The sequence below is a fragment of the Saliphagus sp. LR7 genome (genome assembly GCF_003344565.1).
Classification (GTDB): Archaea; Halobacteriota; Halobacteria; order Halobacteriales; family Natrialbaceae; genus Saliphagus; species Saliphagus infecundisoli.
Map to the genome: position 1 here is coordinate 305852 of NZ_QPND01000001.1, position 22786 is coordinate 328637.

Consider the following 22786-nt stretch of genomic DNA (forward strand, 5'->3'; position numbering starts at 1 on the left):
TTTCTCACTCGCCGTTTTCGCTTCCGTCGCCGACGTCGAGCGGCCCGTGCTCGACGTCGTCGTACTGCCGGCGATCGACCGCCGCCGCCCGCCGGCGGGCGTCCCACTCCGAAAAGAGGCCGTACTCGGTCATCGTCTCCATCCCCGCGATCGCCGCGCTAAGCTTGATCCCCACGAGCGGGACGTCCGCGACCGTGACGATCACGTCCGCCCGCAGGATCGCGCCGTCGCGGAGGACGACGTCGAGGAGGTCCACGAGGGCGTCCTCGTCCTTGCTGGGTTTCACTCTTCACCCCCGCCAAGCTCCGGGACGAACGTGTACGGCGGCCACGGCCCCGTAAATCGGACCTCGATCCCCTCCCGGTCGGCGACGGGATCGAGCGCGGCACCGACCGCCTCCTCGCGCTCCTCGGCGACGAGCAGCGTCAGCCGGCAGATCGTCTCTCCCTCCCGCTCTCTCCCGCTGCCTTCGGCGAGATCCGCGGCCGGCGACCGGTCGAGCTCGTGGATCTCGCGTGTGTGCTCGGCGAGGCGGTCAGCGAGATCCGCCGTGAGCTCCGCCCGGCGGTGCTCCCGCAGCGTCTCGACGCGTTTCTCGTACTGCTTCTCCATGAGAAACCCCGTTCCCTCCCCGCTCCCGTCGATGCGCTCGCGGAGGTCGGCGAGCTCCTCGTCCGTTTCTTCTAGCCGATCCGCGGACGGCGGGTCCCGTTCGACGACCTCGACCCGGTACTCCCAGTGGCCGGCGAGCGACGCCAGCAACTCCCGAAGCCGGTCGCCCTCCGCGGCGAGCCACTCCTCGACGGCTTCGTCGTCACCCCGGAGGATGGTGTCGAACTGGAAGGGAATCGGCGTGCCGAAGGCCTCCCCGGCGTCGTCGACGACCGACTGGTGGCGGACAAGCCACCGCCGCACGCGCCCGAGGTCCGCCGAGTCGTAGACCTCCTCGCAGGGGTGGACCACCGCGGCGATCCCCCCGTCCGTCACGAGCGATACGGGTGCGTCGGAGACGCCCGTCGCCTCGAAGGCCTCGACCGGGCTCCCCTCGTCGACCGAAACCACACAGTAGAGGTATCGTCCCTCGTCGATCTCGGGGGGCCCCTCGCCGTCCTCCGCGTCGGCAGCATCGACGTCGCCGGCGGCCACGCCCGGATCGAGCGGCCCGTCCCCCGTCACTCCCCTTCACCCCCGAACACGGAGTAGCCGGGCTCGTGGGGCGAGGTCTCGCTTCCGAGGCGTTCGATCGCGTCCGAGACGATCCCGTCGAGATCCCCCCGGAGGTCGGAAACGCCCTCCTCGATCCCCTGATCGTCCTTCAACTGCTCGATCTCGGCTTCGATCGCCGCGAGCTGTTGGCCCAGCCGTTCGACCTCCTCGTCGGAGAGCGTCCCCGACTCCATCCGGCGGATCGCCTCCCGCTCCAAGGCGTCGACGAGCAGTTCGACGACCGTCACGACCAGCGTCATGACGCCGTCGCTTGCCTCCCCGCCCTCGACGTCGATCGTGGTCATTCCCCACCTCCACCGCCGTCGCCGCCGGGTTCGGCCTCCGCCTCCGCTCTCTCGTCCGCACCGCCGTCGTCGTTTTCGGACCCGTCCTCGCTTTCGGACCCGTCGTCCGTATCGAGCGGTCCGCCGTCGAAGACGTCGACGTCGCCCCCCGTCGGCGTCTCGGGATCGGGGCGCGCGCTCCGGCTGTCGGTGCTGCGATCGTTCGCCTCGCTCTCCTCGCTCACGTTCACCCCGCGGGTCGCGTCGATCGGTGCCGTCGCCTCCTCCTCGGCGATCGAGGGGTCGCCGACGGCCGCCGCGACCCGTTCCATGTCGGTCCCCTCGGGGAACTCGAGGCCGTACTCCGCGGCGGTCTCGAAGGAGGCCAGCGCCGCCCGGAGCTGGATCCCCAGGAGCTGGGTGTCGCCGACCGAGACGGCGATGTCGGCGTTGATCACGACGCCCTTGTCCAGCAGCATCTCGACGACCTCCGCGAGGTCGGCCTGCTGTCTGCTCGGCTGGACGCTATCGACCATCGTCACCTCGCTGGGCGCGCTGGCGCTCTAACTCCGCCTCGAACCGCCGTCCGTAGATCCGCTTTCGGGTGGGACCGTTCGAGTGACGGACCTTCCGGGGCACGGTCGAGGTCCGGGCGACGGAAGGCAGGTCGCCCCGCTCTACGGGCATCGTTGAGGCCGCCGTCGGGTTCCGCGAGGAGGAGCTTCGGTCGGTCCGGCGCATCTTCTCTCTGTTGAACTCGTAGAGAGACTGGAACTCGCCGTGGGTCGCGATCAGCGCCTCGCGGAACTCGTCGATCCCCGCCATCGCGGCCTGCTGGATCATCGCCTGGTAGGCCTCGGTCTCCTCGGCGTCCATCCCGAAGGAGTCGCCGTCGCTGAAGTCGATCGAGCCGACCTCCTCGGCGAACTCCTCCCCGAACTCGTCGCCCAGGTCGCCGAGGTCGTCGAGGTCGTCGGTCCACCCCTCCCCGTCTCCACCCTCCTCGTCGATCATCGACTCCGCCGCCTCGTCCAGAAGGCTTCCCTCCTCGCTTTCCTCCTCTACCTCCTCGAGTTCGTCGTCGAGTTCGCGGGCGGACTCGAGGAGGTCGTAGATGTCGACCGCGTCCCACAGCTCCGTGACGTTGATCGCGCGGGCCAGCCGCCCGATCCGGACGACGTCGTCGCTCTCGCCGTCGGCGATCGCGTCGGGGATCTCGCCCGTGTCGATCGCCTCGAGGGCCGTCTCGCGGTCGATCGCCTCGGGGAGCTCCGAGAACTCGATCGCCTCCAGGAGGTCGATCGCCTCCGCGACGAGTTCCGAGAGGGCCTCGAGATTACCGACCAGCGACTCAACCTGGTCGTGGGTCAGCTCCTCGAAGAGAGTTCGGTCGTCGGGGTCGCTCCCCTCGAGTTCGAGATCCATCTCGTCGAGGTCGTCGATCGCGTCCTCGGCGGCTTCGAGGAGCTCCTCGAACCGATCGCTCATCGTGTCTCGCCCCCCTCGCCGTCCTCGTCGTCCTCGTCGTCGGGTTCGACGGTGACGGTGAGCATGCCGTTCCGGACGACGGCGTCGGCGGCCGAGTCGGGCCAGGGGACGTGGACGCGTTCTAGCTCCCGGCCGGCGACGCCGACGACGAGCGTCGAGTCGTCGAAGCCGACGGTGACGTCGTCGGGATCGGCCCCCGAGATGTCGGCGGTGACGATCACCTCGTCGTCGTAGGTCCGCGTCGAGACGTGGTGGTCGTCCGAACGGCGCCGAACGCGGCCGCCTCCGTCTCCCCCGCGCGAGCCGGGCGGCCCCGACGGGCGCCCGGCGCGCTCGGACAGTCCCGTATCGCCGCCCAGGCCCTCGAGGCCCGACCGGATCGAGACGTCGTAGTCGAGCCCGGACCGGCCCGACCGGTTCTCCAGGCGTTCTAGGGCGTCGATGAGCGTCGAGATCCACGACCCCCCGCGGGCGCTCTCTCGCCGGTCGTCGCTCCGGTCTCCGTCGTTCGGTGGTCGGTCGGTCATGATCAGGTCTTCACCTCCACGCGCCCGCTCGCGAGGTCCTCGTGGACCTCGCGGGCGAGTTCGAGTTCGGCCTCGAGTCGCTCCCTGGTCTCTGCGTACTCGGACTCGGGGCGTTCGCCGAGTTCGTACAGCAACTGGTTTTCCTTGAGTTCGTCCTCGATGGCCTCGACGTCGTACAGCTCGTTCAGTGCGAGGGTGTGGAGCGTGTCCACGATCCCGACGAACGGCCGAACGAGGAGGTCGTCTACGATGAACATGGTCACTGGGCCCCGATGTGGACGTCGACGAAGCTGTAGGGGGCGAACGGACCCGTATACTGGACGAGCAGGTCGCCGCCCTCCTCGAACTCCGCCTCGAGGGAGCCGATGGCCTCGTCGAACGCCTCGCGGTTCTCCCGGTCGACGAGATACGACCGGTTGACGACGAGTCGGTCGCTGAAGAGCCCCTCCTCAACGCTGTCGGCGGCCAGTTCCTCGAGTTCGTCGTCGACGGCTCCTCTCACCGCGTCGTCGTCGACCTCCGCCCCCTCCTCGCGGACGAGCTTGAGCCCGAGTTCGACGCGGCCCTCGACGTCGGAAAGCGCCCGCCGGAAGGCGGGGCGCCCGCCTCGAAGGACGTTCTTCAACGCGCGGTCGTTGTCGAACACCATCCCGAACTGCATCGGAACGATCGTGCGCTCGCCGCCGTCCATCAGCTCCCGGAGGATATCGTCGTGGCGGCGGGCGTCCTCGTCGGTCCGTTCGGGCTCGGTCGTGTCGATGTCGGAGACGACCGCGCCCAGCCGGCTGTGCTCGATCGTGTAGATCCGGTCGGCGCCGCCGACCGCGTCAATCTCGCGGTCGACCCCGTCGCCGGCCTCGACGACGCCGTAGACGTAGCGGTTCGTCACCGGCGGGTCACCCCGGGCTCCGCTCGGCTCCCGTGACCGTCGTGGCCACCGTCGGTCCGGTCGCGATTCATGCTCGTCCTTCCGCTCACGCAGGGATAAGTTGCCGGATTTGATGCCCTACTGATCGGTTTCCGGGGCCGCCTGCGTCGGCGCCCGGTCGGTCCCGGGCGGAACCGACGCCGGAAACGGACGGAGGCGGGACGGCTACCGGCGAGCGATCGGCTCCCCATCATGGACGTCCCGTCGCGTCGGCCAGTCCTTATGATGGTGCTTGCACTGGCAGACTGAACCGTCATACTGATCCGTCCGCGAAGTGAGGACGCGACTATGGCACAACCACAACGTAGCCGGCCGGATTCCTCGAGCCTCGCGGAAGTTCTCGACCGTATCCTCGACAAGGGCGTCGTCATCGACGTCTGGGCGCGAGTGTCCGTCGTCGGGATCGAACTGCTGACCGTCGAGGCCCGCGTGGTCGTCGCGAGCGTCGACACCTTCCTCCACTACGCCGAGGAGATATCCAAGATCGAACAGGCGACCTCCGAGGGCGACCTGGAGGACTTAGAGGAACTCGACGTCGAGACGCGACCCGAGTCCTCGCCGCAGTCGGCCTCCGAATAACTCGATGGCCGACGGATCGAGAGAGCGCAAGGTCCGGGGCCGGAAGATCGCGACCGACCGCGAGCAAAAGGAGCGACGGTGGGCGAAAAAGCGCCTGCGGTCGAACGGGGCCGCCGATGCGTCCGGATCGGCCAGCAGCGCCGGAAGCGGGGACGCCGGCGACGCCGACGGGCTGATGAGCCCAGAGGAAGCCGCCCCCGATCCCTTCGTTCGGACCGACGAGATCGAAGCGCTGTCCGACCGGATCACCGGCTGGATGGCCGCCGACCAGCCGGTCCACCTGATCGGTCCGACCGGCGCCGGCAAGACCGCCCTCGCGCTCGCGGCCGCCGCCGACCGGGGCCGGCCGGTCGTCTGGATCAACGGCGACGAGGCCGTCGACACCGCCGCGCTCGTCGGCGCCCACGCGGGCGGCGAGCGCTACGAGGAGGACGACCAGTACGTCAGCGGCGTCCGCAAACACACCGAGATCGTCCGGGAGCGGTGGGTCGACAACCCGCTGTCGGTCGCCGCCCGCGAGGGCGCGACGCTCGTCTACAACGAGTTCTCCCGGAGCCCGCCCGCCGCCCACAACGTCCTGCTATCGGCGTTCGAGGAGGGAATCCTCGAACGGCCCGGCAAACGTGGCTCGGAGCGAACGATCGACGTCCACCCCGAGTTCCGCGCGGTCCTGACCTCGAACACGATCGAGTACGCCGGCGTCCACCGCCCCCAGGACGCCCTCCTCGATCGCACCGTCGGCGTCCATGTCGGCTTCTACGACGAGGAGACCGAACGCGAGATCGTCGCCGCCCACACCGATCTCGACGAGGAGCGGATCGAGCGGGTCGTCGAGGCGACCAGAGCAGTACGGGAGGAACTCGACGGCGACGTCGTCGTCGGCACCCGGGCCGCGATCACGGCCGCGAGGGGGCTGGTCGTGTTCGACAGCGACGACGCGGACGACGCCACGCTCGCCGACGTGCTCGCGGACGTGCTGGCGCCGAAGGTCGCCGGCGAGGACGACCTGCGCGGACTCCGCGACCGGATCGAGTCCGCGATCGCGTAGGTCTGCGGGGCCGAGCAGTCGAGAGACGGCGACACACCTACCACACAGGGACCCGAACACCCCACTCATGGCCGAAGCCGACACCGCATCGGACGCGCAGTGCAAGGCACGAACCGTCGGCGGCGAGCGGTGCTCGCGTCCGGCGGGCGAGGACGGGTTCTGTCACCAACACGACGAGAGTGATCCAACAGTGAGCGACTCAGAGACCGACGACGAGAGCGACGAGTCGGAGAACCGGAACGAAGACGAAGAGCTCACCGAGCCCGAGGACGTCGGCGTCGATCCCGAGGAGGCCGGCGAGGTCGACGCCGACGACGACCGGATTGAGGGCGTCCTCGCGATACGGGAGACCGTCCAGGCGACCGCGGGCGAACTCATCGGACGCCCGTTCGACGGCGTCACCGAGGTCACCGCGACCCAGGAGGGGTGGCGCGCGATCGTCGAGGTCGTCGAGCGCCGGGCGGTGCCCGACACCCAGGACGTCATCGGCCGCTACGAGATCGAACTCGACGAGGACGGCGTCATCCAGGGCTACCGCCGGCTCGATCGCTACCGCCGCGGGGACACCGCCGCCTTCGAATAAGGGGAACCGGCAGTCCTTTTGGCCGTCGGCGTCTCGACCAGCGGTATGGATCCGGCGTGTGGCCCACCCGACGCCATGGCCGAGAAACGCGACGAGCTGACGCCGATGATGGCCCAGTACGAGGCGCTCTGTCGGCGCTACGACGACGCGCTCGTGCTCTTCCAGGTCGGGGACTTCTACGAGGCGTTCTGTGAGGCCGCCGAACGCTGTGCCCGCATACTCGAGATCGCGCTCACGAGCCGCGAGGACTCGACCGGCGAGTACCCGATGGCCGGCATCCCGATCGACAACGCCGAGAGTTACATCGAGACCCTCCTCGAGGCCGGATATCGGGTGGCGGTCGCCGACCAGGTCGAAGAACCCGGCGAGAGCCCGGGGGTCGTCGAGCGCGCGGTCACTCGCGTCGTCACCCCCGGGACGCTCACCGAGGACGAACTGCTCGCCGGCGAGGACAACACCTTCGTGGCCGCGCTCGCGCGCTCTGGCGAGCGCCTCGCGGTCGCCTTCCTCGACGTCTCGACGGGCGACTTCCTGACGACCGGCTCGAGCTCCGAGGCGGCGATCGCCGACGAGATCAGCCGCTTTGCCCCCGCCGAGGCCGTCGTCGGCCCCGACGTCTCGCCGGAGCTCCTTCCCGCCGACCGCGACTGCATGGTGACCTCCTACGAGAGTCGCGCGTTCGACCGCGAGCGGGCCGGAGAACGGGTCGATGCATATTTCGGCGACCCCGACCGGGTTCTCGGGGGCGACGCCGAGGTCCGGGCCTGCGGGGCCCTCCTCTCGTACGCCGAGTACGCCCGCGGGGGTGTAGACGAGGGTGCATCCGATGGAGAGGGCGACGGCTCGCCCGACGACCCGGAGGAGGGGACCCGACTCGAGTACATCACCCACGTCACCCGCTACGACCCTCGGGAGTACCTCCGTCTCGATGCCGTCGCCCTCCGAAGCCTCGAGCTGTTCGAGCCGCGCGCGGTCCACGGCCGCGAGGACGCGACCCTGATCGGGGTGATCGACGAGACCGCGAGCGCGCTGGGCGGCCGCAAATTGAGGGACTGGCTGCGCCGACCCCTGCTGGAACCCGACCGGATCGAGTCACGACTGGATGCGGTCTCCGAACTCGCCGGCGGCGTCAGGACTCGCGAACGGCTCCACGAGGACCTCGCGGCGATCTACGATCTCGAACGCCTGATCGGACGGATCTCGCGGGGACGGGCCGACGCGCGGGACCTCCAGTCGCTGCGGACGACCTTGGAGGCGGTGCCCGAGATCCGAGAGTCGCTGGCCGACGCCGACTGCGACCGTCTTCGGGGACTGCACGCCGCCCTCGACCCCCTGGCGGACGTCCGGAAGCTGATCGAGAGCGCGATCGCCGCGGAGCCGCCCGTCGAGATCACCGAGGGCGGCGTCGTCGCCGAGGGCTACGACGAGGATCTCGACGATCTGCGGGCGACCGCGCGCGAGGGGAAAGCGTGGATCGACGATCTGGCCGAGCGCGAACGCGAGCGGACCGGCATCGACTCGCTGAAGGTCGATCACAGCTCCGTCCACGGCTACTACATCGAGGTGACGAACCCGAACCTCGACTCGGTGCCCGACGACTACGAGCGCCGCCAGACGCTGAAGAATTCGGAACGGTTCGTCACGCCCGAACTCCGCGAGCGCGAGGGCGAGATCGTTCGCGCGGAGGGGCGGGCCGACGACCGGGAGTACGAACTCTTCCGTGAAATTCGCCGGGAGGTCGCAGAGGAGGTCGAGCGCGTCCAGGACCTCGCCGACGCACTGGCGACCGTCGACGCGCTCGTCTCTCTGGCGACCGTCGCCGCCCGGTACGACTACTGTCGGCCCGAGGTCGTTGCGGACGATCCCGTGATCGAGATCGAGGGCGGGCGCCACCCCGTCGTCGAGCGCACCCGGGAGTCGTTCGTCCCCAACGGCGCCCGCCTCGACGAGGAACGCCGGCTCGCGGTCATCACCGGCCCGAACATGTCCGGGAAGTCGACGTACATGCGCCAGGTCGCCTGCATCGCCGTCCTCGCCCAGATGGGAAGTTTCGTTCCTACCCGGAGCGCCCGCCTGGCGCCACTCGAGCGGATCTTTACCCGGGTCGGGGCGAGCGACGACATCGCGGGCGGGCGCTCGACGTTCATGGTCGAGATGGAGGAGCTGGCGACGATCCTCCGGGAGGCCGACGGCCGGTCGCTCGTTCTCTTAGACGAGGTCGGACGGGGCACCTCCACGGCCGACGGACTCGCCATCGCGCGAGCGATCGTCGAGCGCCTCCACGCCGAGGAGGTACTGACCCTCTTTGCGACCCACCACCACCCGCTGACCGAACTCGCGGCGGCGTTAGAGGGTGCCAAGCGACTCCACTTCGAGGCCGGCGAGGACGACGGCGAGGTCGTCTTCTCCCACGAGATCGAACCCGGTGCCGCCGAGGGATCGTACGGAATCGAGGTCGCGGCCGCCGCGGGCGTCCCCGAGGACGTCGTCGAGCGCTCCCGGGAGCTGGTCGCGACCGCGGCCGAACGCGGATCGGGCGAGAACGACGCCGGCGAGAGACGGTCGGCACCGACCGCCACGGCGACCGCCGATGGCGGCGAGCGACCTTCCGGTTCGCGATCCACGCCGGACTCGTCGGACCTCCCGGACGACGTCGCGGCCGAACTCCGCGCGCTGGACCTCGCTCACCTCACGCCCGTCGAGGCGCTGACGGAACTCGATCGGCTGAAGGGGTTGCTCGAGGAGTGAGCAGGCCACTGTTCGGGAGCGTCACGCGGTCAGTGCTGCTCGATTCGGACTGTCCGGTTCTCGCCGCCATGGATCGGTGACGGCTCGAACGGACGTTTTTATCCACGTTTTCGTTTGAAAGACCATTTATCGGTAACGATGAATACAAGGGTATTTGAAGCGGCGATGGGTTGGTCGAGCCATGTTCGAGAACCCGGTGATCGTGTTCGGTATCGGACTCGTCGCGGTCGTCGCCCTGTTGGTCTGGCTTCGTATCCCGGCGTTCATCGGGCTGGTGATCGCGACGCTGGTCGTCGGCGCCGCGACCGCCGAAGTCCCGCTGAACGAGGTCCCCGCGGAGACGGCGGCGGGGTTCGGCGAGACGATGACCGGCGTCGGGATCCCGATCCTGATGGCCGCCGTCATCGGGAAGACGATGATGGAAAGCGGCGCCGCCGAACGGATCGTCCGCTGGTTCCAGTCGTTTACCTCAGAGGAGCGTTCCTACCTCTCGCTCGGTGGCGCAAGCGGCGTACTCGCGATTCCGGTCTTCTTCGACAACGTCTTCTTCCTGCTTGCACCCCTCGCCCGGTCGATGCGCGCCCGGACAGGCAGAGACTACGCGCTGTTCATCACCATCGTCGGCGCGGCCGGCGTCACCGCCCACGGCTTCGTCCCGCCGACGCCCGGCCCGCTCGCGGTCGCGCTCGAACTCGGCGTCGACCTCGGATACACGATGCTGGTCGGGATCGTCGTCGCGATCCCGACGGTGTTCGTCTCCGGCGTGCTCTACGGGAAGTGGATCAACAGCCGGATCGAGGTCCCGCTCCGGGAGACGATGGGCTCCTCGGTCGAGCGCGTCGAGGAACTCGCCGACCGGCCGACGTCGGCGCTGCCCGGCATGGTCGAGGCCTCGCTTCCGATCCTGCTTGCGGTCGTGTTGATCGCCTCGAACACGACCGTCGATTCGCTGATCGACGCCGGATTCCTCGTAGAAGGCGGGACCGCCGACGTCACGGCGAGTTTCGTCGGCGACGCCAACATCGCGCTGACCGCCGCCGCCCTCGCCGCGGCGGCGACCTACCTCCGGACGGAGGCCATAGACCGGGACACCTGGTCGGACGAACTCGTCGATTCGCTCCAGAGCGGCGGCCACATCGCGGCGATCACCGCCGCCGGCGGCGCGTTCGGGGCCATGCTCGCGGCCTCGGGGATCGGCGACTACATCGCGACCGCCCTCGAGGGGCTTGGCATCCCGCTTCTGGTCGCGGGGTTCGTGATCGCGGCGACGATCCGGATCGCCCAGGGCTCTGCGACCGTCGCCTTGCTGACGACCGCGGGGATCATGGCGCCGCTGATCGGCGACCTCTCGGTCAACCCCGTCTACCTCGTGATGACGATCGGCTCCGGCGGGACGATCTTCTCGTGGTACAACGACAGCGGGTTCTGGATCGTCAAGGAGATCGGCGGGCTGACCCAGGAGGAGACATTCAAGATCTGGACCGCGCTGACGACCATCGTCGCGATCACCGGGTTCGTCGTCACCATGGTCGTCTCGACGGTCTTCCCGCTGGCGTAACCCCGATCAGCGCTCGGGCGGCTCCGCCGCGACGAACTCGAGGCCGTGCTCGGCGAGCAGGCGCTCGGCCCGGTCTGTCACGGAGGGCGCGACGAGGATTCCCCGAACCGTGGCGTCGGCGTGGAGGTCTCGCTCCAGAGCATCGACGTACCGGCGGAGCTGGCCGACGGCGTCGGGACCCACCCGGCGGCGCTTGAGCTCGACGACCACGGCGCGGCCCTCGCTATCCTCGCCGTAGATATCGACCGCGCCCGCGGGCGTGTCGCGTTCGGTCGCGAGCGGGGTGAACCCGGGTTCGACCAGCGCGGGCTCCTCTAAGATCCGCTCGCGGAGGTCCTCCTCGGTGCCGACGACGGCGAGTTCGCGCTCGTCGGCGAGAACGAAGGCCGAGACCTGGTCGATCCGCTCGAACGTGACCGCGAGACGCTCGGCGGGCGTCGAGCGCAGGCTCTCGATCCGGAGGGCGCCGTCGGAAAGCGAGACGCCGTGGTCGCAGCCGGGCGGTTGCCAGTTGACCGGCTGTTGGCCCTCGTCGGTGTGGACCAGGGCCGCGCCGTCGGGCTTGAGCATGACGTGCCGGTCACCGGGCTCCAGACGGCTCGCCGCTCGGCCGTCGTACTCGACGGTACAGCGGCCGACGATGGTCACGAGCGCCTCGCGGTCGATCCCGCCCTCGATCGCCTCGCGGGCGGCCGCCGGCGCCGGCTCCCGGAGAGTGCGAGCGACGTCTACGGGTTCGGCTCCGTCCCGATTCACGCCGAGGGATAGCGACCGGACCGCCAAAAGGCGGTCGGTCCGGCGGGGAGATCGGAGGGCGTATCCGCCTCCGGCGCCCGTCTTCGGGCATGAGCGAGGACCACAACCGACGACGGGTTCTGCGGCTCGCGGGGGCGGGCGCCGCGGTCGCGCTCGCGGGCTGTTCGGCGCTTTCGGGCGGCGACGGCACCGACGACACCGGCGACACCCCGGAACCGCCGCCGGAGGTCGAGGACGCCGACGTTCCCGAGTCGGCGGTGACCGCGTTCGTCGAGCCCGACCAGGAGGAGGTCCGGGCGATCCAGGAGGAGCTCAGGGGACGCATCGAGAACAACGAGACCAGCCAGATGGAAGCCCAGCGCGAACTCCGCCAGCGCCAACTCGAGCTCGTCACCGAGGAGGTCGAGGCCGTAGAGGAATACGCCGCCGACACGGACGGGCTGACCGTCGAGGAGACGATCGTTCAGGCGGGAGTGCTCCTGATCGACGGCGATCCGGCAGTGATCCGGGAGGCGCTGAACGCCGGCGAAATGGACGGCCTGCTCCCCGGCGGGCGGTTCGTGGAGATCAGCCAGCAGGCCACAGGAGCCACGGGAGGACCGGCCGCGAACGAGTCGGCGGGAGCGGGCGGGAACGGTTCGACGGAAGGTAACGCGACCGGCGATAACGAAACGACCGTCGGCAACGCGACCGCAGACGACGGGACGACCGAAGGCAACGAGTCGGCGGGAGCCGACGTGCCGACCGCAAACGGGACCACGGAAGGCAACGACTCCGCGGGCGAGGAGGGTGCCGCGAACGGCTCCACGGGAGACAACGAGTCGGCGGGTGCGGGGACGGGCGGGAACTGATCACTCCACTGCGAACGGACTCTCCTCGTCGGGCCACCCCCAACCCGGCAGCCGCTCGCCGAAGCCGGCCGCCAGTGCGGCCTCGAGGTCGTCGACGCCGGCCGCCTCACCGGGCGAGCCGTGGACGTGGATATCGGCGTAGTGGAAGGTCGCCTCGCCGAGCGTCCGCAGGGGCTGGGTTCCCGCGATCGTCGCCGCGAGCTCCCGGCCGAGCAGCTCGTCGACGACGAAGCCGGGATAATCACCCTCCACATCGAGTCCACGGAGGAGAGAGGCGAGAGCGGCGACGTTGACCGCGAGATCGCCGTCGGCGAACACCGCGTCGACCTCCTCGCGGTAGGCCGCCCGGTCGACCGGCGCGACGTCGATCCCGAACCGCTCGCCGAGTTCCCCGCGAACGTCGTTGATGAGGGGGACGACGCGCTCGCCGCGGTCGCGGATCCGATTGCGTTCGGCGGCGACCCGGGCGGGGGTAAGCTCGAGGCGTGGGTCCATACGTCCCCTTCGACGCCCGGGGTTCTGGGGTTTGCGAAGGCTTTTATATGCACCGGCGACTACATACGTCCAAGCGGGTTCTCTCCGAAATCGTCCCGCACGAGACGGGTGCGGCCATACGTGCGCGCCCGTCGATGATACCACGGACTACTGTCACGATGATTCGGGATAGCAGACGGTTCACGGCACGGGCCCGGCCCTCCACGGGCGAGGCGTGCGAGCCGTGGCCCTCCTCCCGGACCCCGTCCCGACGCGTCTCCCACCCGATCGATCGGGCCACACCGGTCGGATCCGGGATGGATGCCGGGACGCCGTGGACGCGGACGCCGACGACCCTCTGTCGACTATGAGTACTGTAGAGCAGCAACTCGACGAACTGGAAGCAACGATCACCGACGAACTCCCCGCCGGCGTCTCGGTCACATCGGTCGCCTACGAGGGCCCCGAGCTGGTCGTCTACACCCGGGATCCAAAGCGGTTCGCCCAGGAGGACGACCTCGTGCGCGGCCTGGCGAGCCGGCTCCGGAAACGGATCACCGTGCGGCCCGACCCGAGCGTGCTCTCCCAGCCAGAGCGGGCCCGCGAGGAGATCATGGACGTCGTCCCCGAGGAAGCGGGCGTCACCGACCTCGACTTCCACGCCGACACCGGCGAGGTCGTCATCGAGGCCCAGAAGCCGGGGATGGTCATCGGGCGCGGCGGCGCGACCCTCAGAGAGATCACGAAAACGGTGGGGTGGACCCCCGAAGTGGTGCGGACCCCGCCAATCGAGTCCTCGACGGTCACCAACGTCCGGAACTTCCTCAAGCAGGAACGCGAGGAACGCCGGGAGATCCTGGAGCGAGTGGGCCGCCAGATCCACCGCGAGGAGATGTCCGACGACGAGTACGTCCGGATCACGACGTTGGGATGCTGTCGCGAGGTCGGGCGGGCCTCGTTCATCCTCTCGACGCCGGAAACCCGGGTGCTCGTCGACTGTGGCGACAAACCCGGCGCGGAGGGCGAGGTCCCCTATCTCCAGGCCCCCGAGGCCCTGGGCGCCGGCCCCCAGAACATCGACGCGGTCGTGCTCACCCACGCCCACCTCGATCACTCGGCGCTGATCCCGCTCCTGTTCAAGTACGGCTACGACGGCCCGATCTACACCACCGAGCCGACGCGGGACCTGATGGGCCTGCTCACCCTCGACTACCTGGACGTCGCCGCGAAGGAGGGCCGGACCCCGCCGTACGAGTCGGCGATGGTCCGGGAGGCGATCAAACACACCATTCCTCTGGAGTACGGCGACGTCACCGACATCGCGCCCGACGTCAAACTCACGCTGCACAACGCCGGCCACATCCTCGGTTCGTCGGTCGCCCACTTCCACGTCGGCGACGGCCTCTACAACGTCGCCTTCACCGGCGACATCCACTACGGCGACACCCGGCTGTTCGACGGCGCGGTCAACGACTTTCCCAGAGTGGAGACGCTCGTGATGGAATCGACCTACGGCGGGCGAAACGACTACCAGACCGACCAGGACGACTCCGAACGCAAGCTCAAGCGACTCATCCGGGAGGCCCACGAGAAGGGCGGGAAGGTCCTGATCCCCGCGTTCGCCGTGGGCCGCTCCCAGGAGATCATGCTCGTCATCGAGGAGGCGATGCGCGAGGGCGAGATCCCCTCGATGCCCGTCCACTTGGACGGGATGATCTGGGAGGCGACCGCAATCCACACCACCTATCCCGAATACCTCCGGGACGACCTCCGTAGCCGGATCTTCCACGGCGAGGACAACCCCTTCCTCGCCGACGAGTTCAACCACATCGAGAGCGGCGAGGAACGCCAGGAGGTCGCCGACGGCGACCCCGCCATCGTCCTCTCGACGTCGGGAATGATGACCGGCGGCCCGGTCATGTCCTGGCTCGAGTTGCTCGGCCCGGACCCGGACTCGACGCTGCTGTTCGTCGGCTACCAGGCCCAGGGCACGCTCGGCCGGCGCATCCAGAACGGCCGGCGGGACGTCGCCGTCGGCGACGGCCGGGACACCGTCTCCGTGAACATGGACGTCGAGACCGTCGACGGCTTCTCGGGCCACGCCGACCGCGCCGGCCTCGAGAACTACGTCAAGACGATGAGCCCCCGCCCCGAGAAGGTCCTCTGTGTCCACGGCGACGAACGCTCGGTCCAGGACCTCTCCTCGGGACTCTACCACGACCACAACGTGCGGACGTTCGCGCCGAAGAACCTGGAAACCTTTCGCTTCCTTTAGGTGTATTCCGCGGGCGCATAGACGCTCACCGTCTCGAGGTCGTCCTCGCCGCCGTTTGCGATCTCGTGGGTCTCTCCGGCCTCGATCAGGAGGAGGTCGCCCGGTCCGATCTCGTGGGTCTCGCCCTCAAGGGTCACCTCTCCAGTACCCGCCTTGACGTAGAGCCACTGGTCGCTATCGGGGTGGCGGTTCGATGGCCCGCCCGTGGACTGGCCGGACTCCAAGATCATCGTCGCCGCGTCCGAGCGCTCGGTGCCCGCGACCACGGTGAAAAACCCCTCGGCCTCGTCGGTGTCGATGAGATCCATGGAGGGGAGTTAGTTCGAGGTGGTCAAAAGAGCGACGACGACGTCCTTTGCTCTGACAGTCCGTAGGAAGTCAAAATGAAGGGGACCGGATTCGAACCACGCGAAGACGTGCTCGCTTCGCTGCGCGCGTCTTCTTTAGTTCGAATCCTCGTCGCGATTTTCGTCCTCGCTATCGCTCGGACGGAAAATGCGCGGGACCGGATTCGAACCGGCGGACCCCTACGGGACAGCGTCCTAAGCGCTGCGCCGTTGGCCTGGCTTGGCTACCCGCGCGCAGTACGGCGTACCCACGATCCGAGTAAGAACCTGTCGGTCCCGGGGAGCGAACGGTTATCGAACGCGGCTTCGAGGACCGCACATGGACCGAACCGCGATCCATCCCGAGGGACTCGCCGACTCCAAACTCCACCACTTCACGCCCGCGACGGTCGCCGACGGGCGGCTGTACGTCTCCGGCCAGGTCGGGGTTACTGCCGACGGAGAACCCGCTGGCGAGGACGTCGCCTCCCAGAGCCGCCAGGCCTTTGCGAACGTCGAAACCCTCCTCGCTGACGTCGGCTCCGGCTACGGGCTCAAGGACGTCGTCAAGGTCAAAACCCATCTCGTCGACGTCGAGCGAACCTACGAGCCGTTCCACGCGGTCTACCGCGAGATTTTCCCGACCGAGCCCTACCCGTGTCACACCGTCCTCGGCGTCGATGCCCTCCCGACCGCCGACCTGCTGGTCGAACTCGAGGTCGAGGTCCCGATCGAGGACTGAACCGCGGGTTGGTCCAGGAAAGTCGGGTCCCTGCTCACTCCCCTTTCAGCCGGGAGATCGGAACCCACTCGGTGCCGGTGTGCCACTCCCACTCCTCCCAGGGATAGTCCCAGGCGTAGCCCTCCTCGCCGCGGATCAGCTGGTCGAACTCGCGGGTCGCCCCCGAGGGACTTCGGGGTTCGCCCTGGAACTGGATCCGGCCGTCCTCGACGGTCGCGAAGACCACGACATCGGCGTAGGGCCCTCGTTCGAGGTACGGCCATCTGAGCGTGGTTCCGTCGGGCAACATCGGAAGCTCTGGCTCGGGCATACGTTGGCCAGTCGGTTCGAGGCGACAAAACTGATAGGGTCGAACGGACGTCGGTGCGCCGTCGATCCCAACCCGTCGTTCGATCGGCAAATCGGTACATCCGACCCTAGAGGGGGTCTCCGAAGGGAGCGACGGTCCGGCGCGAGTCAAATCTAACTAATGAACTTGTTGTCCCGCCAGTCGACGCCGTTCTGGGAGGAACCCCGGTCGCGTGGGCCCTCGACGACCTCGACGTCGGCGGGGCGGACCTCGCCGTCGACGATCCGGGTCGCCTCGAGGTCGCCGTCGCGCTCGGAGATCGCGGTCAGCGTTCCCTTCTCGCACTCCTCTGCGATCCCACAGAGGACGCGGAACATCTCGTACTGCAACAGGGAGTTCTGGAGGACGGTCTCGCGGTCGCCCTTGAACGCGGCGAACTCGACGAGTTCGGACTCGATCTCCTCTTCTTCCTCGTCCCACCGAAAGGAGTTGCGCCGCTCGTCGGGGTCTTCCTCGTAGACCCGGTTCTCGGTGACGCTGGCCTTGAGCTGGGCCGATGGCGTGTACTTGCTGACCGTCTCGTCGTCGGAGACGGCCTTCAGGATCAGCGTGTTGTTCCGGCGGGTGATCTCGACGTCGGTGATCGCCGGAGGCAACGAGGCGTCCTCGAAGTGTTCGTGGAGCTCTTCTAGTGGCAACTCGAGCGTCGAGTGGAGCCGATACACGTGGCCGGATTCCTCAGTTGACATGATGGGGGGAGGTGTCGGCAGCCTTGGGGGGTAGTACGCGTGCGTGATTTATATGACCTGCTATTGGGTTCCGGACCGATCGGTCCTGCGTGTCGGCCCGGAAAGCGGTCACCCGAGGGTCTCCGCCAGCTCGCCGCGTTCGTCGAGCTCCGCTAAGACGTCGCTGCCGCCGACGAACTCGCCGTCGACGTACGTCTGGGGGATCGTCTCCCAGCCGCTGTGTTCGGAGAGGGCGGCCCGGTACTCCTCGAGGGATTCGAGGGTATCCACCGTCTCATACTCCTCGCGGTGGCTCCCGATCAGCTCTAAGGCGCGCTGGGAGTAGCCACACTGGGGCATCATCGGAGAGCCCTTCATGAAGAGGACGACCTCGTTCTCCTCGATCGCGCGCTCGACGCGATCGTCGACCTCCGACTGGTCGAGGCCGGCGTTCGGTTGGAACGTCATGCCTTCCAGTACGGGAGTGATCCGGATAGTCCTTGCGCCCTTACCGGGTACTCAACTCGTCTTTGTCGCTGACGAGTTGGGTCTCGGCCTCGCCGCTGGTGTTCTCGTTGACCACGTCGTAGAAGTCGTTCTGGAGGCCCGCCGGGAAGGTGACGACACCGATCCAGGAGCCGTCGGGCTGCCACTCCTCGCGCTCTAGGTCGCCGTACTGGCGGATCTTCGCCTGGGCACTACCTGCGTACTCGGCGGGGATCTGAACCGCGACCGTCACCTCCTCGAACCGGATCGGGATGAGCGGGCGGAGGTCGTCCAGAGCATCGTCGACCTGGTTCTCGACGGGCTCCATCGGATCGACCGTAAACCCCGCCTCCTCCAGGGCGTTCTCGATGCGCTCCGGGGGATGGGGCGCGTTGTCCATCTGGGGGTTGACCGCGTTCCGGGCGATCCGGTCGATCAGCTGGCGGCGCTTCTGTTCTTGCATCTCCCGGCGCTGCTCGGCCGTGATCTGGATCTCGCCCTCGCGGATCACCTGGGGGATCACCTCGAGGGGCTCGGTCGTTCCGAACACGTCCTCGAGGTCGCTCTCGGCGGGGCGATCCCCCCGGGAAGCGTCCTCGAAGACGTCCTCGGCGGCGATCACCTCCTCTAAGTCGCCCTCGAACTCCCCGCGTCTGATCGACAGCGCCGCGTCGGGATCCACCAGCACCTCGAAGCGCGCGCCGTGGGACTCCAGACGCGCGGTCACCGCCTCGTCGAGCGAGATCATGCCCGGAGCTAGCGGAGGGTGCCTAAAAGAACTTTCCTGCCGACTACTCCTCGCCGTCCTCGTCGCTCTCGTCGTCCTCGCCGTCGTCGAGCAGGTCGTTCTCCTCGAGTTCGGCCTCGATGCGTTCCTCGTCGTACATGTCGAACTGTTCGGTCTCGACGTCGACCGTCGCGAGGCCCAGTTCCTTGGGGAGCAACGAGCCGTCGTTGACCGAGGCCAGCGCGTCGAGCGCGAGCGCGATGCCGCCCGCGAGGTCGGCCTCCTCGTCGTAGTTGTCCTCAAGGTACGTCTGGAGTTCCCCCCGGTCGGCGCCGACCGCCAGGGCCTGCCACTCGTAGGGGGTTCCCGAGGGATCGGTCTCGAACAGGCGGGGCTCGCCGTTCTCGATGCCGCCGACGATCAGGGCGACGCCGAACGGACGTGCGCCCCCGACCTGGGTGTACTGCTGGATGTGGTCGGTGATCTCCTTCGTGAGCCCCTCGACGCCGATCGGCTCGCCGTAGCGAAGCTGGTTGACCTGGGCCTGGCGGCGCGCGAAGTCGATCAGCTGGCGGGCGTCGGCGACGTGGCCGGCGCTCGCGATGCCGACGTGGTCGTCTGCCTTGTGGATCTTCTCGACGCTCGAGTCCTCCAGCAGCGGGGAAGGGACGCGCTTGTCGACGGCGAGTACGACGCCGTCGGCCGTCCGAACCCCGATGCTGGCGGTGCCGCGTTTGACCGCCTCCCGGGCGTACTCCACCTGGTAGAGCCGTCCGTCCGGCGAGAAGATCGTGATCCCACGGTCGTAGGCCTGCTGTTGTTGTTGTCCCTGCATAGTTAGATCCGAGGTCTGTCGTGGATACGTACACCGGCGCCCGCGGATCGACTCGCGTGCGCGACGACCCGCTCGGCAGTATCGAACACGACGTTTCTCTCTCCCGAACCTTGCCGACGGCGTCCTAAATACTTTTCTTCCCGCCCGTCGGGCTCCCCGATACAAAGGTTCAAACGTGGTGAGTCGGCGGCCTCAAAGGTGGTTCTCCGCCGTCGCCCGGATCGTCCCGCCGATTCCCCCGACGGAGAGCCCGACGGGCGTCCCCTCGACGGTATCGACGCAGGCCAGCGCCGCCCTCGCCGGCCCCTCCTCGCCGCGGCGGGCCTTGACGACCGCTGACCCGCCGCCCGGAGAGACCGAAAACCGGACGACCGAGAGCACGGCGTCGGCGCTGCCGGGGTCGCCCAGCAGGTTCTGGCCGGCGTACCACAGTTCGCGCTGGAACGCCCGCCGGCCGACCGTCTCCCCGGCGGGCAGGTCGATCCGGACCGCGAGATACCGCCACCGTGGCCGGAGGTGTTTCGGGAGGTGTTTCATACCCGGCGTTCGGCGACGAGCACGCCGACCTGGTCGGCGACGCGCTCGACGGCGGTCAGCGAGAAGCCGGCATCCGTGAGCGCGTCCGCGAGCATCCCGACGGTCGCGGGGTCGTCGACCTCCGGCGAATAGAACGGCTCGTCGGGGTCGGGTTCGCCGAAGAACATCACGTCGCCCAGCACGAACCGCCGCGGACCGAGTTCGGCGATCCGCTCGATCGTCTCCCGTTTCTCCTCGTCGGCGAGGTGGTGGAGCGCGAAGTTCGTGGTGACGACATCGACGGGACCGTCGTAGTCGGGTTCGCGAAAGCGGCCGATCCCGAACGCGACGTTCTCGATCCCGGCCTCCGCGGCTTTCCGCTCGGCCTCCGCGAGCATCCCCTCGCTGACGTCCCGGCCGACGACCCGATCAGCCCGGTCGGCGAGCGCGAGCGCGATCGCACCCGTTCCGGTACCCAGATCGAGGACGACGTCGTCGGGGCCGGGGTCGGCGTGGTCGATCACCAGATCGCGACACTCGCGGTACTCGGGGGAGCCCCCGTCGTCGTACTCGTCGGCTTTCTCGTCGAAGCGTGCCGCGTGGTCGTCAACGGTCTTCGTCATACCGTCCCGCTTGGACCCCGGGCTCAATGAACGCCTCGGAGTCGATCCGTCGGTTTCGCTCGGCCAGCCGGCCCCACTCCGCCAGCCCGTCCTCGATGGTCTCCCGGTCGAAACCGATCGCCTCGCCGACCGCGGCCAGTTCCCGGGGCGCCCGGAGCTCGAACCGGGATTCGGGATCGGCGCTCACGACGACGGGTGCGTCGTAGTAGCCGACGACCTCCCGGAGTTTGCGAAGCGACTGGAGCGCCCGCACGCGGCGGCCGCCGCTCTCCCGGAGGACGGGCGACAGGGAGAACTCAAGCCGGACGCCGTTCTCGACGGCGGCCTTCGCGAGCACGTGGTTGACGTCGCCGTCGCCGGCCATCGGGCGGGCGAGCACGTCGACTTCGGGACGCTCGACCGCGAAGCGGTTCATCGCGTCGGTTCCGCCACGGACCGCGAGGACCGTCCGCTCCTCGCGGAGGGCGTTCACGCGTCCGCCGGCCTCGCCCGGGCTCCCCGCCTGGATCTCGACGCCGGCGACGACGTCGATCCCGTGCTCGGCGGCGAGGGCCTCCGGATCGATCCCGGACTCAGCGTCCGGGTCGAGCCACAGGACGACCCCCTCGAAGCCGTAGTCGGCCGCGGTCCCGACGAGCCGGTCGGCGCACTCGCCGTCGGCGCCGGAATGGACGGCCTCGTACATGCCCCGAAGAGGGGGGGCCGCGGACTTGGGGGTTGTGATTGTCGCTCACTGGCGACTAGAACGCCGGAGCCGGACGACCGCGTCGTCGCGCTCGCGAGGGAACGGCTCGTCCGCGCGGGTCATCCCGTCGCGGTTCGACGTGAGCACGAGGGGGGTTCCGTCGGGAGCCGCCACGACGCCCCGCAGCCGACCGAGTTCGTCCTCGAGGACCCGGTTGGCCGTCGCCGTGTAGGCGTCGTCGAGCCAGTCGGCGTCGAACCGGCGGCCGCGGTCGCCGACCGGCGGGAGGTCGGCCCCGGGCGGGGTCAGCGTGACGACGGCGAGGTGCCGTCCCGAGAGGGTCGCGACCAGCAGCCGGCCCCGCCAGGAGGGGATCGCCCCGCCGTCGTAGACCGTACAGCCCCCCGGTGCCCACGTCTCCTCGCCGGTGTTGACCAGGGGTGGCGCGTACTCCTCGCCGTAGGCCTCGTACTCCGGATCGTCGGGTCCCCCGCGGGCGACCGGCCAGCCCGCGTCGTCGCCGGGGCGGAGCCGGCGGATCTCGTCTCGCCCTTCGGGCCCGTGGTCGGTCGCGACCGGCGTCCCGTCGGGGAGGAACGCCACTCCCTGGGGGTTTCGGTGGCCGTAGCTGAACACCCGCGGATCCGCAAGCCCCGGGTTCGCCGGGGAGGGCGTTCCGTCGGGCCGGAGCCGCAGGATCGTCCCTCCGAGCGTCGAGGGGTCCCGGGCCGGGTCGCGCTCGGCGGTGCCGGCGGTGACCCAGAGATCGCCCCCGGGACCGAACGCGAGCCCCGTCCCGATCGTGTGGTCGCCGACGATCCCCTCGAGGATCGGCTCCCGTTCGCCGGGCGCGTCGGGATCGAACCGCTCGACCCTGGTCTCGCCGTCGGCGTGGGCGGCGACGTACACCCACCGCTCCCCGGGATGGACCGCGACACCGAGCAGGCTCTCGGCCGGCCACTCGCGGCGGCCCTCGAGGTCGGCCGCGTCGATCGGCTCGCCCGAGAGCAGTCGCTCGGTCTCGATCCGCGTGAGATGGCCCCCGCGTTCGGTCAGAAACGCCTCCGCAGAACCGAACGCGACGTCCCAGGGGACCTCGAGACCCGTCACGAGGGGATCGGTTTCGACCGATAACGCCGGCGTGTCGGTCGGCGCCCCGGAGTCGTCGCCGTTCTCGCCGTCCTCTCCGTCGTCCTCGCCGTCTGCCTCCGTCCCGTTCGTCTCCGTTTCGGGTTCACCCCCGGCCTCCCCGTCTGTGGACCCGGTCTCCGTGTCGGTCCCCGACTCGTCAGTAGGCTCGGTTTCCGTCTCGAGGTCGTCGGTCGCGGACCTTTCGTCCGATCCGTTTCCGTCGCTCTCGTCGGTATCGTTCCCCTCGGGCGATCCTGTCGGCGTATCGGTTACCTCCGGCGTCTCGCCAGTTCCCTCCCCGCCCTCATCACCGTCGGACCGCGAGAACGTACAGCCGGCGAGCACGAGGCTTCCCGCCGTCGCGAGAACCCGGCGGCGGGAGCGACGGGCCAT

At 69.0% G+C, this 22786-nt stretch carries 27 protein-coding genes, 1 tRNA gene and 1 pseudogene; 8 read left to right on the forward strand and 21 right to left on the reverse strand.

Annotated elements, in window-relative coordinates; genetic code table 11:
• Window positions 1-4 precede the first annotated feature (4 nt).
• Genes gvpM through DVH23_RS01630 form a run of 8 tightly spaced genes read right to left on the reverse strand, consistent with a single transcriptional unit; the run spans window position 5 to window position 4394 of the window.
• A complete protein-coding gene (gene gvpM / locus DVH23_RS01595; protein ID WP_114575679.1) occupies window positions 5-286 on the reverse strand; it encodes a gas vesicle protein GvpM in 282 nt (93 codons plus the stop codon).
• Window positions 283-1176 (reverse strand): gas vesicle protein GvpL, encoded by an 894-nt coding sequence (gvpL, locus tag DVH23_RS01600; protein ID WP_394342619.1) that lies wholly within the window; start codon window positions 1174-1176, stop codon window positions 283-285. Before gvpL ends, gvpM begins: the two co-directional genes overlap by 4 nt.
• Complete coding sequence (locus DVH23_RS01605; RefSeq protein WP_114575680.1) at window positions 1173-1511, reverse strand: gas vesicle protein K; 339 nt, start codon at window positions 1509-1511, stop codon at window positions 1173-1175. Before DVH23_RS01605 ends, gvpL begins: the two co-directional genes overlap by 4 nt.
• Window positions 1508-2026: a gas vesicle protein GvpJ gene (gene gvpJ, locus DVH23_RS01610; RefSeq protein ID WP_114575681.1), complete on the reverse strand. Its 519-nt coding sequence runs from the start codon at window positions 2024-2026 to the stop codon at window positions 1508-1510. Before gvpJ ends, DVH23_RS01605 begins: the two co-directional genes overlap by 4 nt.
• Entirely contained in the window at window positions 2016-2978 is a 963-nt protein-coding gene (locus DVH23_RS01615) for a hypothetical protein (protein WP_114575682.1), read from the reverse strand. The genes gvpJ and DVH23_RS01615 overlap by 11 nt, the downstream gene beginning before the upstream one ends.
• A complete protein-coding gene (locus DVH23_RS01620) occupies window positions 2975-3505 on the reverse strand; it encodes an Hsp20/alpha crystallin family protein (protein WP_114575683.1) in 531 nt (176 codons plus the stop codon). Before DVH23_RS01620 ends, DVH23_RS01615 begins: the two co-directional genes overlap by 4 nt.
• A 2-nt stretch (window positions 3506-3507) precedes the next feature.
• Complete coding sequence (gene gvpF / locus DVH23_RS01625; RefSeq protein WP_114575684.1) at window positions 3508-3762, reverse strand: gas vesicle protein GvpF; 255 nt, start codon at window positions 3760-3762, stop codon at window positions 3508-3510.
• 2 nt (window positions 3763-3764) lie between these two features.
• Window positions 3765-4394 (reverse strand): GvpL/GvpF family gas vesicle protein, encoded by a 630-nt coding sequence (locus tag DVH23_RS01630; RefSeq protein ID WP_114575685.1) that lies wholly within the window; start codon window positions 4392-4394, stop codon window positions 3765-3767.
• Window positions 4395-4721: 327 nt separating this feature from the next.
• Here DVH23_RS01630 and gvpA point away from each other — a divergent pair, with 327 nt between their 5' ends.
• From gvpA to DVH23_RS01655, 5 genes are all read left to right on the forward strand, one after another.
• Entirely contained in the window at window positions 4722-5012 is a 291-nt protein-coding gene (gene gvpA, locus DVH23_RS01635; protein WP_114575686.1) for a gas vesicle protein GvpA, read from the forward strand.
• A 4-nt stretch (window positions 5013-5016) separates the two neighbouring features.
• Entirely contained in the window at window positions 5017-6060 is a 1044-nt protein-coding gene (gene gvpN, locus DVH23_RS01640) for a gas vesicle protein GvpN (RefSeq protein ID WP_114575687.1), read from the forward strand.
• Between the two features lie 67 nt (window positions 6061-6127).
• Window positions 6128-6643, forward strand: a complete 516-nt coding sequence (gene gvpO / locus DVH23_RS01645) for a gas vesicle protein GvpO, halophile-type (RefSeq protein WP_114575688.1) — start codon at window positions 6128-6130, stop codon at window positions 6641-6643.
• A gap of 45 nt (window positions 6644-6688) precedes the next feature.
• Window positions 6689-9391, forward strand: a complete 2703-nt coding sequence (gene mutS, locus DVH23_RS01650; RefSeq protein WP_114575689.1) for a DNA mismatch repair protein MutS — start codon at window positions 6689-6691, stop codon at window positions 9389-9391.
• Between the two features lie 181 nt (window positions 9392-9572).
• Complete coding sequence (locus DVH23_RS01655; protein ID WP_114575690.1) at window positions 9573-10949, forward strand: GntP family permease; 1377 nt, start codon at window positions 9573-9575, stop codon at window positions 10947-10949.
• A gap of 6 nt (window positions 10950-10955) precedes the next feature.
• Here the strand turns inward: DVH23_RS01655 and nucS are convergent, their stop codons facing one another.
• Window positions 10956-11705 carry an endonuclease NucS gene (gene nucS / locus DVH23_RS01660; RefSeq protein WP_114575691.1) on the reverse strand — a complete coding sequence of 250 codons (750 nt, stop codon included), beginning with the start codon at window positions 11703-11705 and terminating at the stop codon, window positions 10956-10958.
• An 89-nt stretch (window positions 11706-11794) separates the two neighbouring features.
• On the opposite strand from nucS, the gene DVH23_RS01665 reads away from it, so the two are divergent.
• The gene (locus DVH23_RS01665) at window positions 11795-12556 is read left to right on the forward strand and encodes a hypothetical protein (protein ID WP_114575692.1); all 762 of its coding nucleotides are present in this window, start codon (window positions 11795-11797) and stop codon (window positions 12554-12556) included.
• Here DVH23_RS01665 and DVH23_RS01670 read toward each other — a convergent pair whose 3' ends face one another.
• Window positions 12557-13051 (reverse strand): hypothetical protein, encoded by a 495-nt coding sequence (locus tag DVH23_RS01670; protein WP_114575693.1) that lies wholly within the window; start codon window positions 13049-13051, stop codon window positions 12557-12559.
• Window positions 13052-13397: 346 nt separating this feature from the next.
• On the opposite strand from DVH23_RS01670, the gene DVH23_RS01675 reads away from it, so the two are divergent.
• Window positions 13398-15305: a beta-CASP ribonuclease aCPSF1 gene (locus DVH23_RS01675; protein ID WP_114575889.1), complete on the forward strand. Its 1908-nt coding sequence runs from the start codon at window positions 13398-13400 to the stop codon at window positions 15303-15305.
• Here the strand turns inward: DVH23_RS01675 and DVH23_RS01680 are convergent.
• Together DVH23_RS01680 and DVH23_RS01685 are read right to left on the reverse strand one after the other, a co-directional pair.
• Window positions 15302-15613, reverse strand: a complete 312-nt coding sequence (locus DVH23_RS01680) for a cupin domain-containing protein (RefSeq protein WP_114575694.1) — start codon at window positions 15611-15613, stop codon at window positions 15302-15304. The two genes, DVH23_RS01675 and DVH23_RS01680, sit on opposite strands and share 4 nt — an antisense overlap.
• Before the next feature lie 188 nt (window positions 15614-15801).
• A tRNA-Leu gene (locus DVH23_RS01685) sits at window positions 15802-15886 on the reverse strand.
• A gap of 85 nt (window positions 15887-15971) precedes the next feature.
• Here DVH23_RS01685 and DVH23_RS01690 point away from each other — a divergent pair.
• Entirely contained in the window at window positions 15972-16373 is a 402-nt protein-coding gene (locus tag DVH23_RS01690; RefSeq protein WP_114575695.1) for a RidA family protein, read from the forward strand.
• Between the two features lie 34 nt (window positions 16374-16407).
• Here DVH23_RS01690 and DVH23_RS01695 read toward each other — a convergent pair whose 3' ends face one another.
• The 9 genes and pseudogenes from DVH23_RS01695 to DVH23_RS01735 all read right to left on the reverse strand — a co-directional run bounded on the left by DVH23_RS01695 (window position 16408) and on the right by DVH23_RS01735 (window position 22786).
• Window positions 16408-16683 (reverse strand): hypothetical protein, encoded by a 276-nt coding sequence (locus DVH23_RS01695; protein ID WP_114575696.1) that lies wholly within the window; start codon window positions 16681-16683, stop codon window positions 16408-16410.
• Between the two features lie 152 nt (window positions 16684-16835).
• Window positions 16836-17411, reverse strand: coding sequence for a hypothetical protein (locus DVH23_RS01700; protein ID WP_114575697.1), 576 nt, complete (start codon window positions 17409-17411; stop codon window positions 16836-16838).
• Between the two features lie 108 nt (window positions 17412-17519).
• Complete coding sequence (locus tag DVH23_RS01705) at window positions 17520-17858, reverse strand: glutaredoxin (protein WP_114575698.1); 339 nt, start codon at window positions 17856-17858, stop codon at window positions 17520-17522.
• Window positions 17859-17898: 40 nt separating this feature from the next.
• On the reverse strand, window positions 17899-18624 hold the full coding sequence (locus DVH23_RS01710) for a ribosome assembly factor SBDS (RefSeq protein WP_114575699.1): 726 nt from the start codon (window positions 18622-18624) through the stop codon (window positions 17899-17901).
• Window positions 18625-18667: 43 nt separating this feature from the next.
• Window positions 18668-19438 (reverse strand): archaeal proteasome endopeptidase complex subunit alpha, encoded by a 771-nt coding sequence (gene psmA, locus DVH23_RS01715; protein ID WP_114575700.1) that lies wholly within the window; start codon window positions 19436-19438, stop codon window positions 18668-18670.
• A gap of 2 nt (window positions 19439-19440) precedes the next feature.
• A pseudogene (locus DVH23_RS24055) lies at window positions 19441-19975 on the reverse strand (Rpp14/Pop5 family protein).
• Window positions 19972-20577: a class I SAM-dependent methyltransferase gene (locus DVH23_RS01725; RefSeq protein WP_114575702.1), complete on the reverse strand. Its 606-nt coding sequence runs from the start codon at window positions 20575-20577 to the stop codon at window positions 19972-19974. The pseudogene DVH23_RS24055 and the gene DVH23_RS01725 overlap by 4 nt, the downstream one beginning before the upstream one ends.
• Window positions 20561-21262, reverse strand: coding sequence for an RNase P subunit p30 family protein (locus DVH23_RS01730; RefSeq protein ID WP_114575703.1), 702 nt, complete (start codon window positions 21260-21262; stop codon window positions 20561-20563). The genes DVH23_RS01725 and DVH23_RS01730 overlap by 17 nt, the downstream gene beginning before the upstream one ends.
• Before the next feature lie 45 nt (window positions 21263-21307).
• Entirely contained in the window at window positions 21308-22786 is a 1479-nt protein-coding gene (locus DVH23_RS01735; protein ID WP_114575704.1) for a sorbosone dehydrogenase family protein, read from the reverse strand.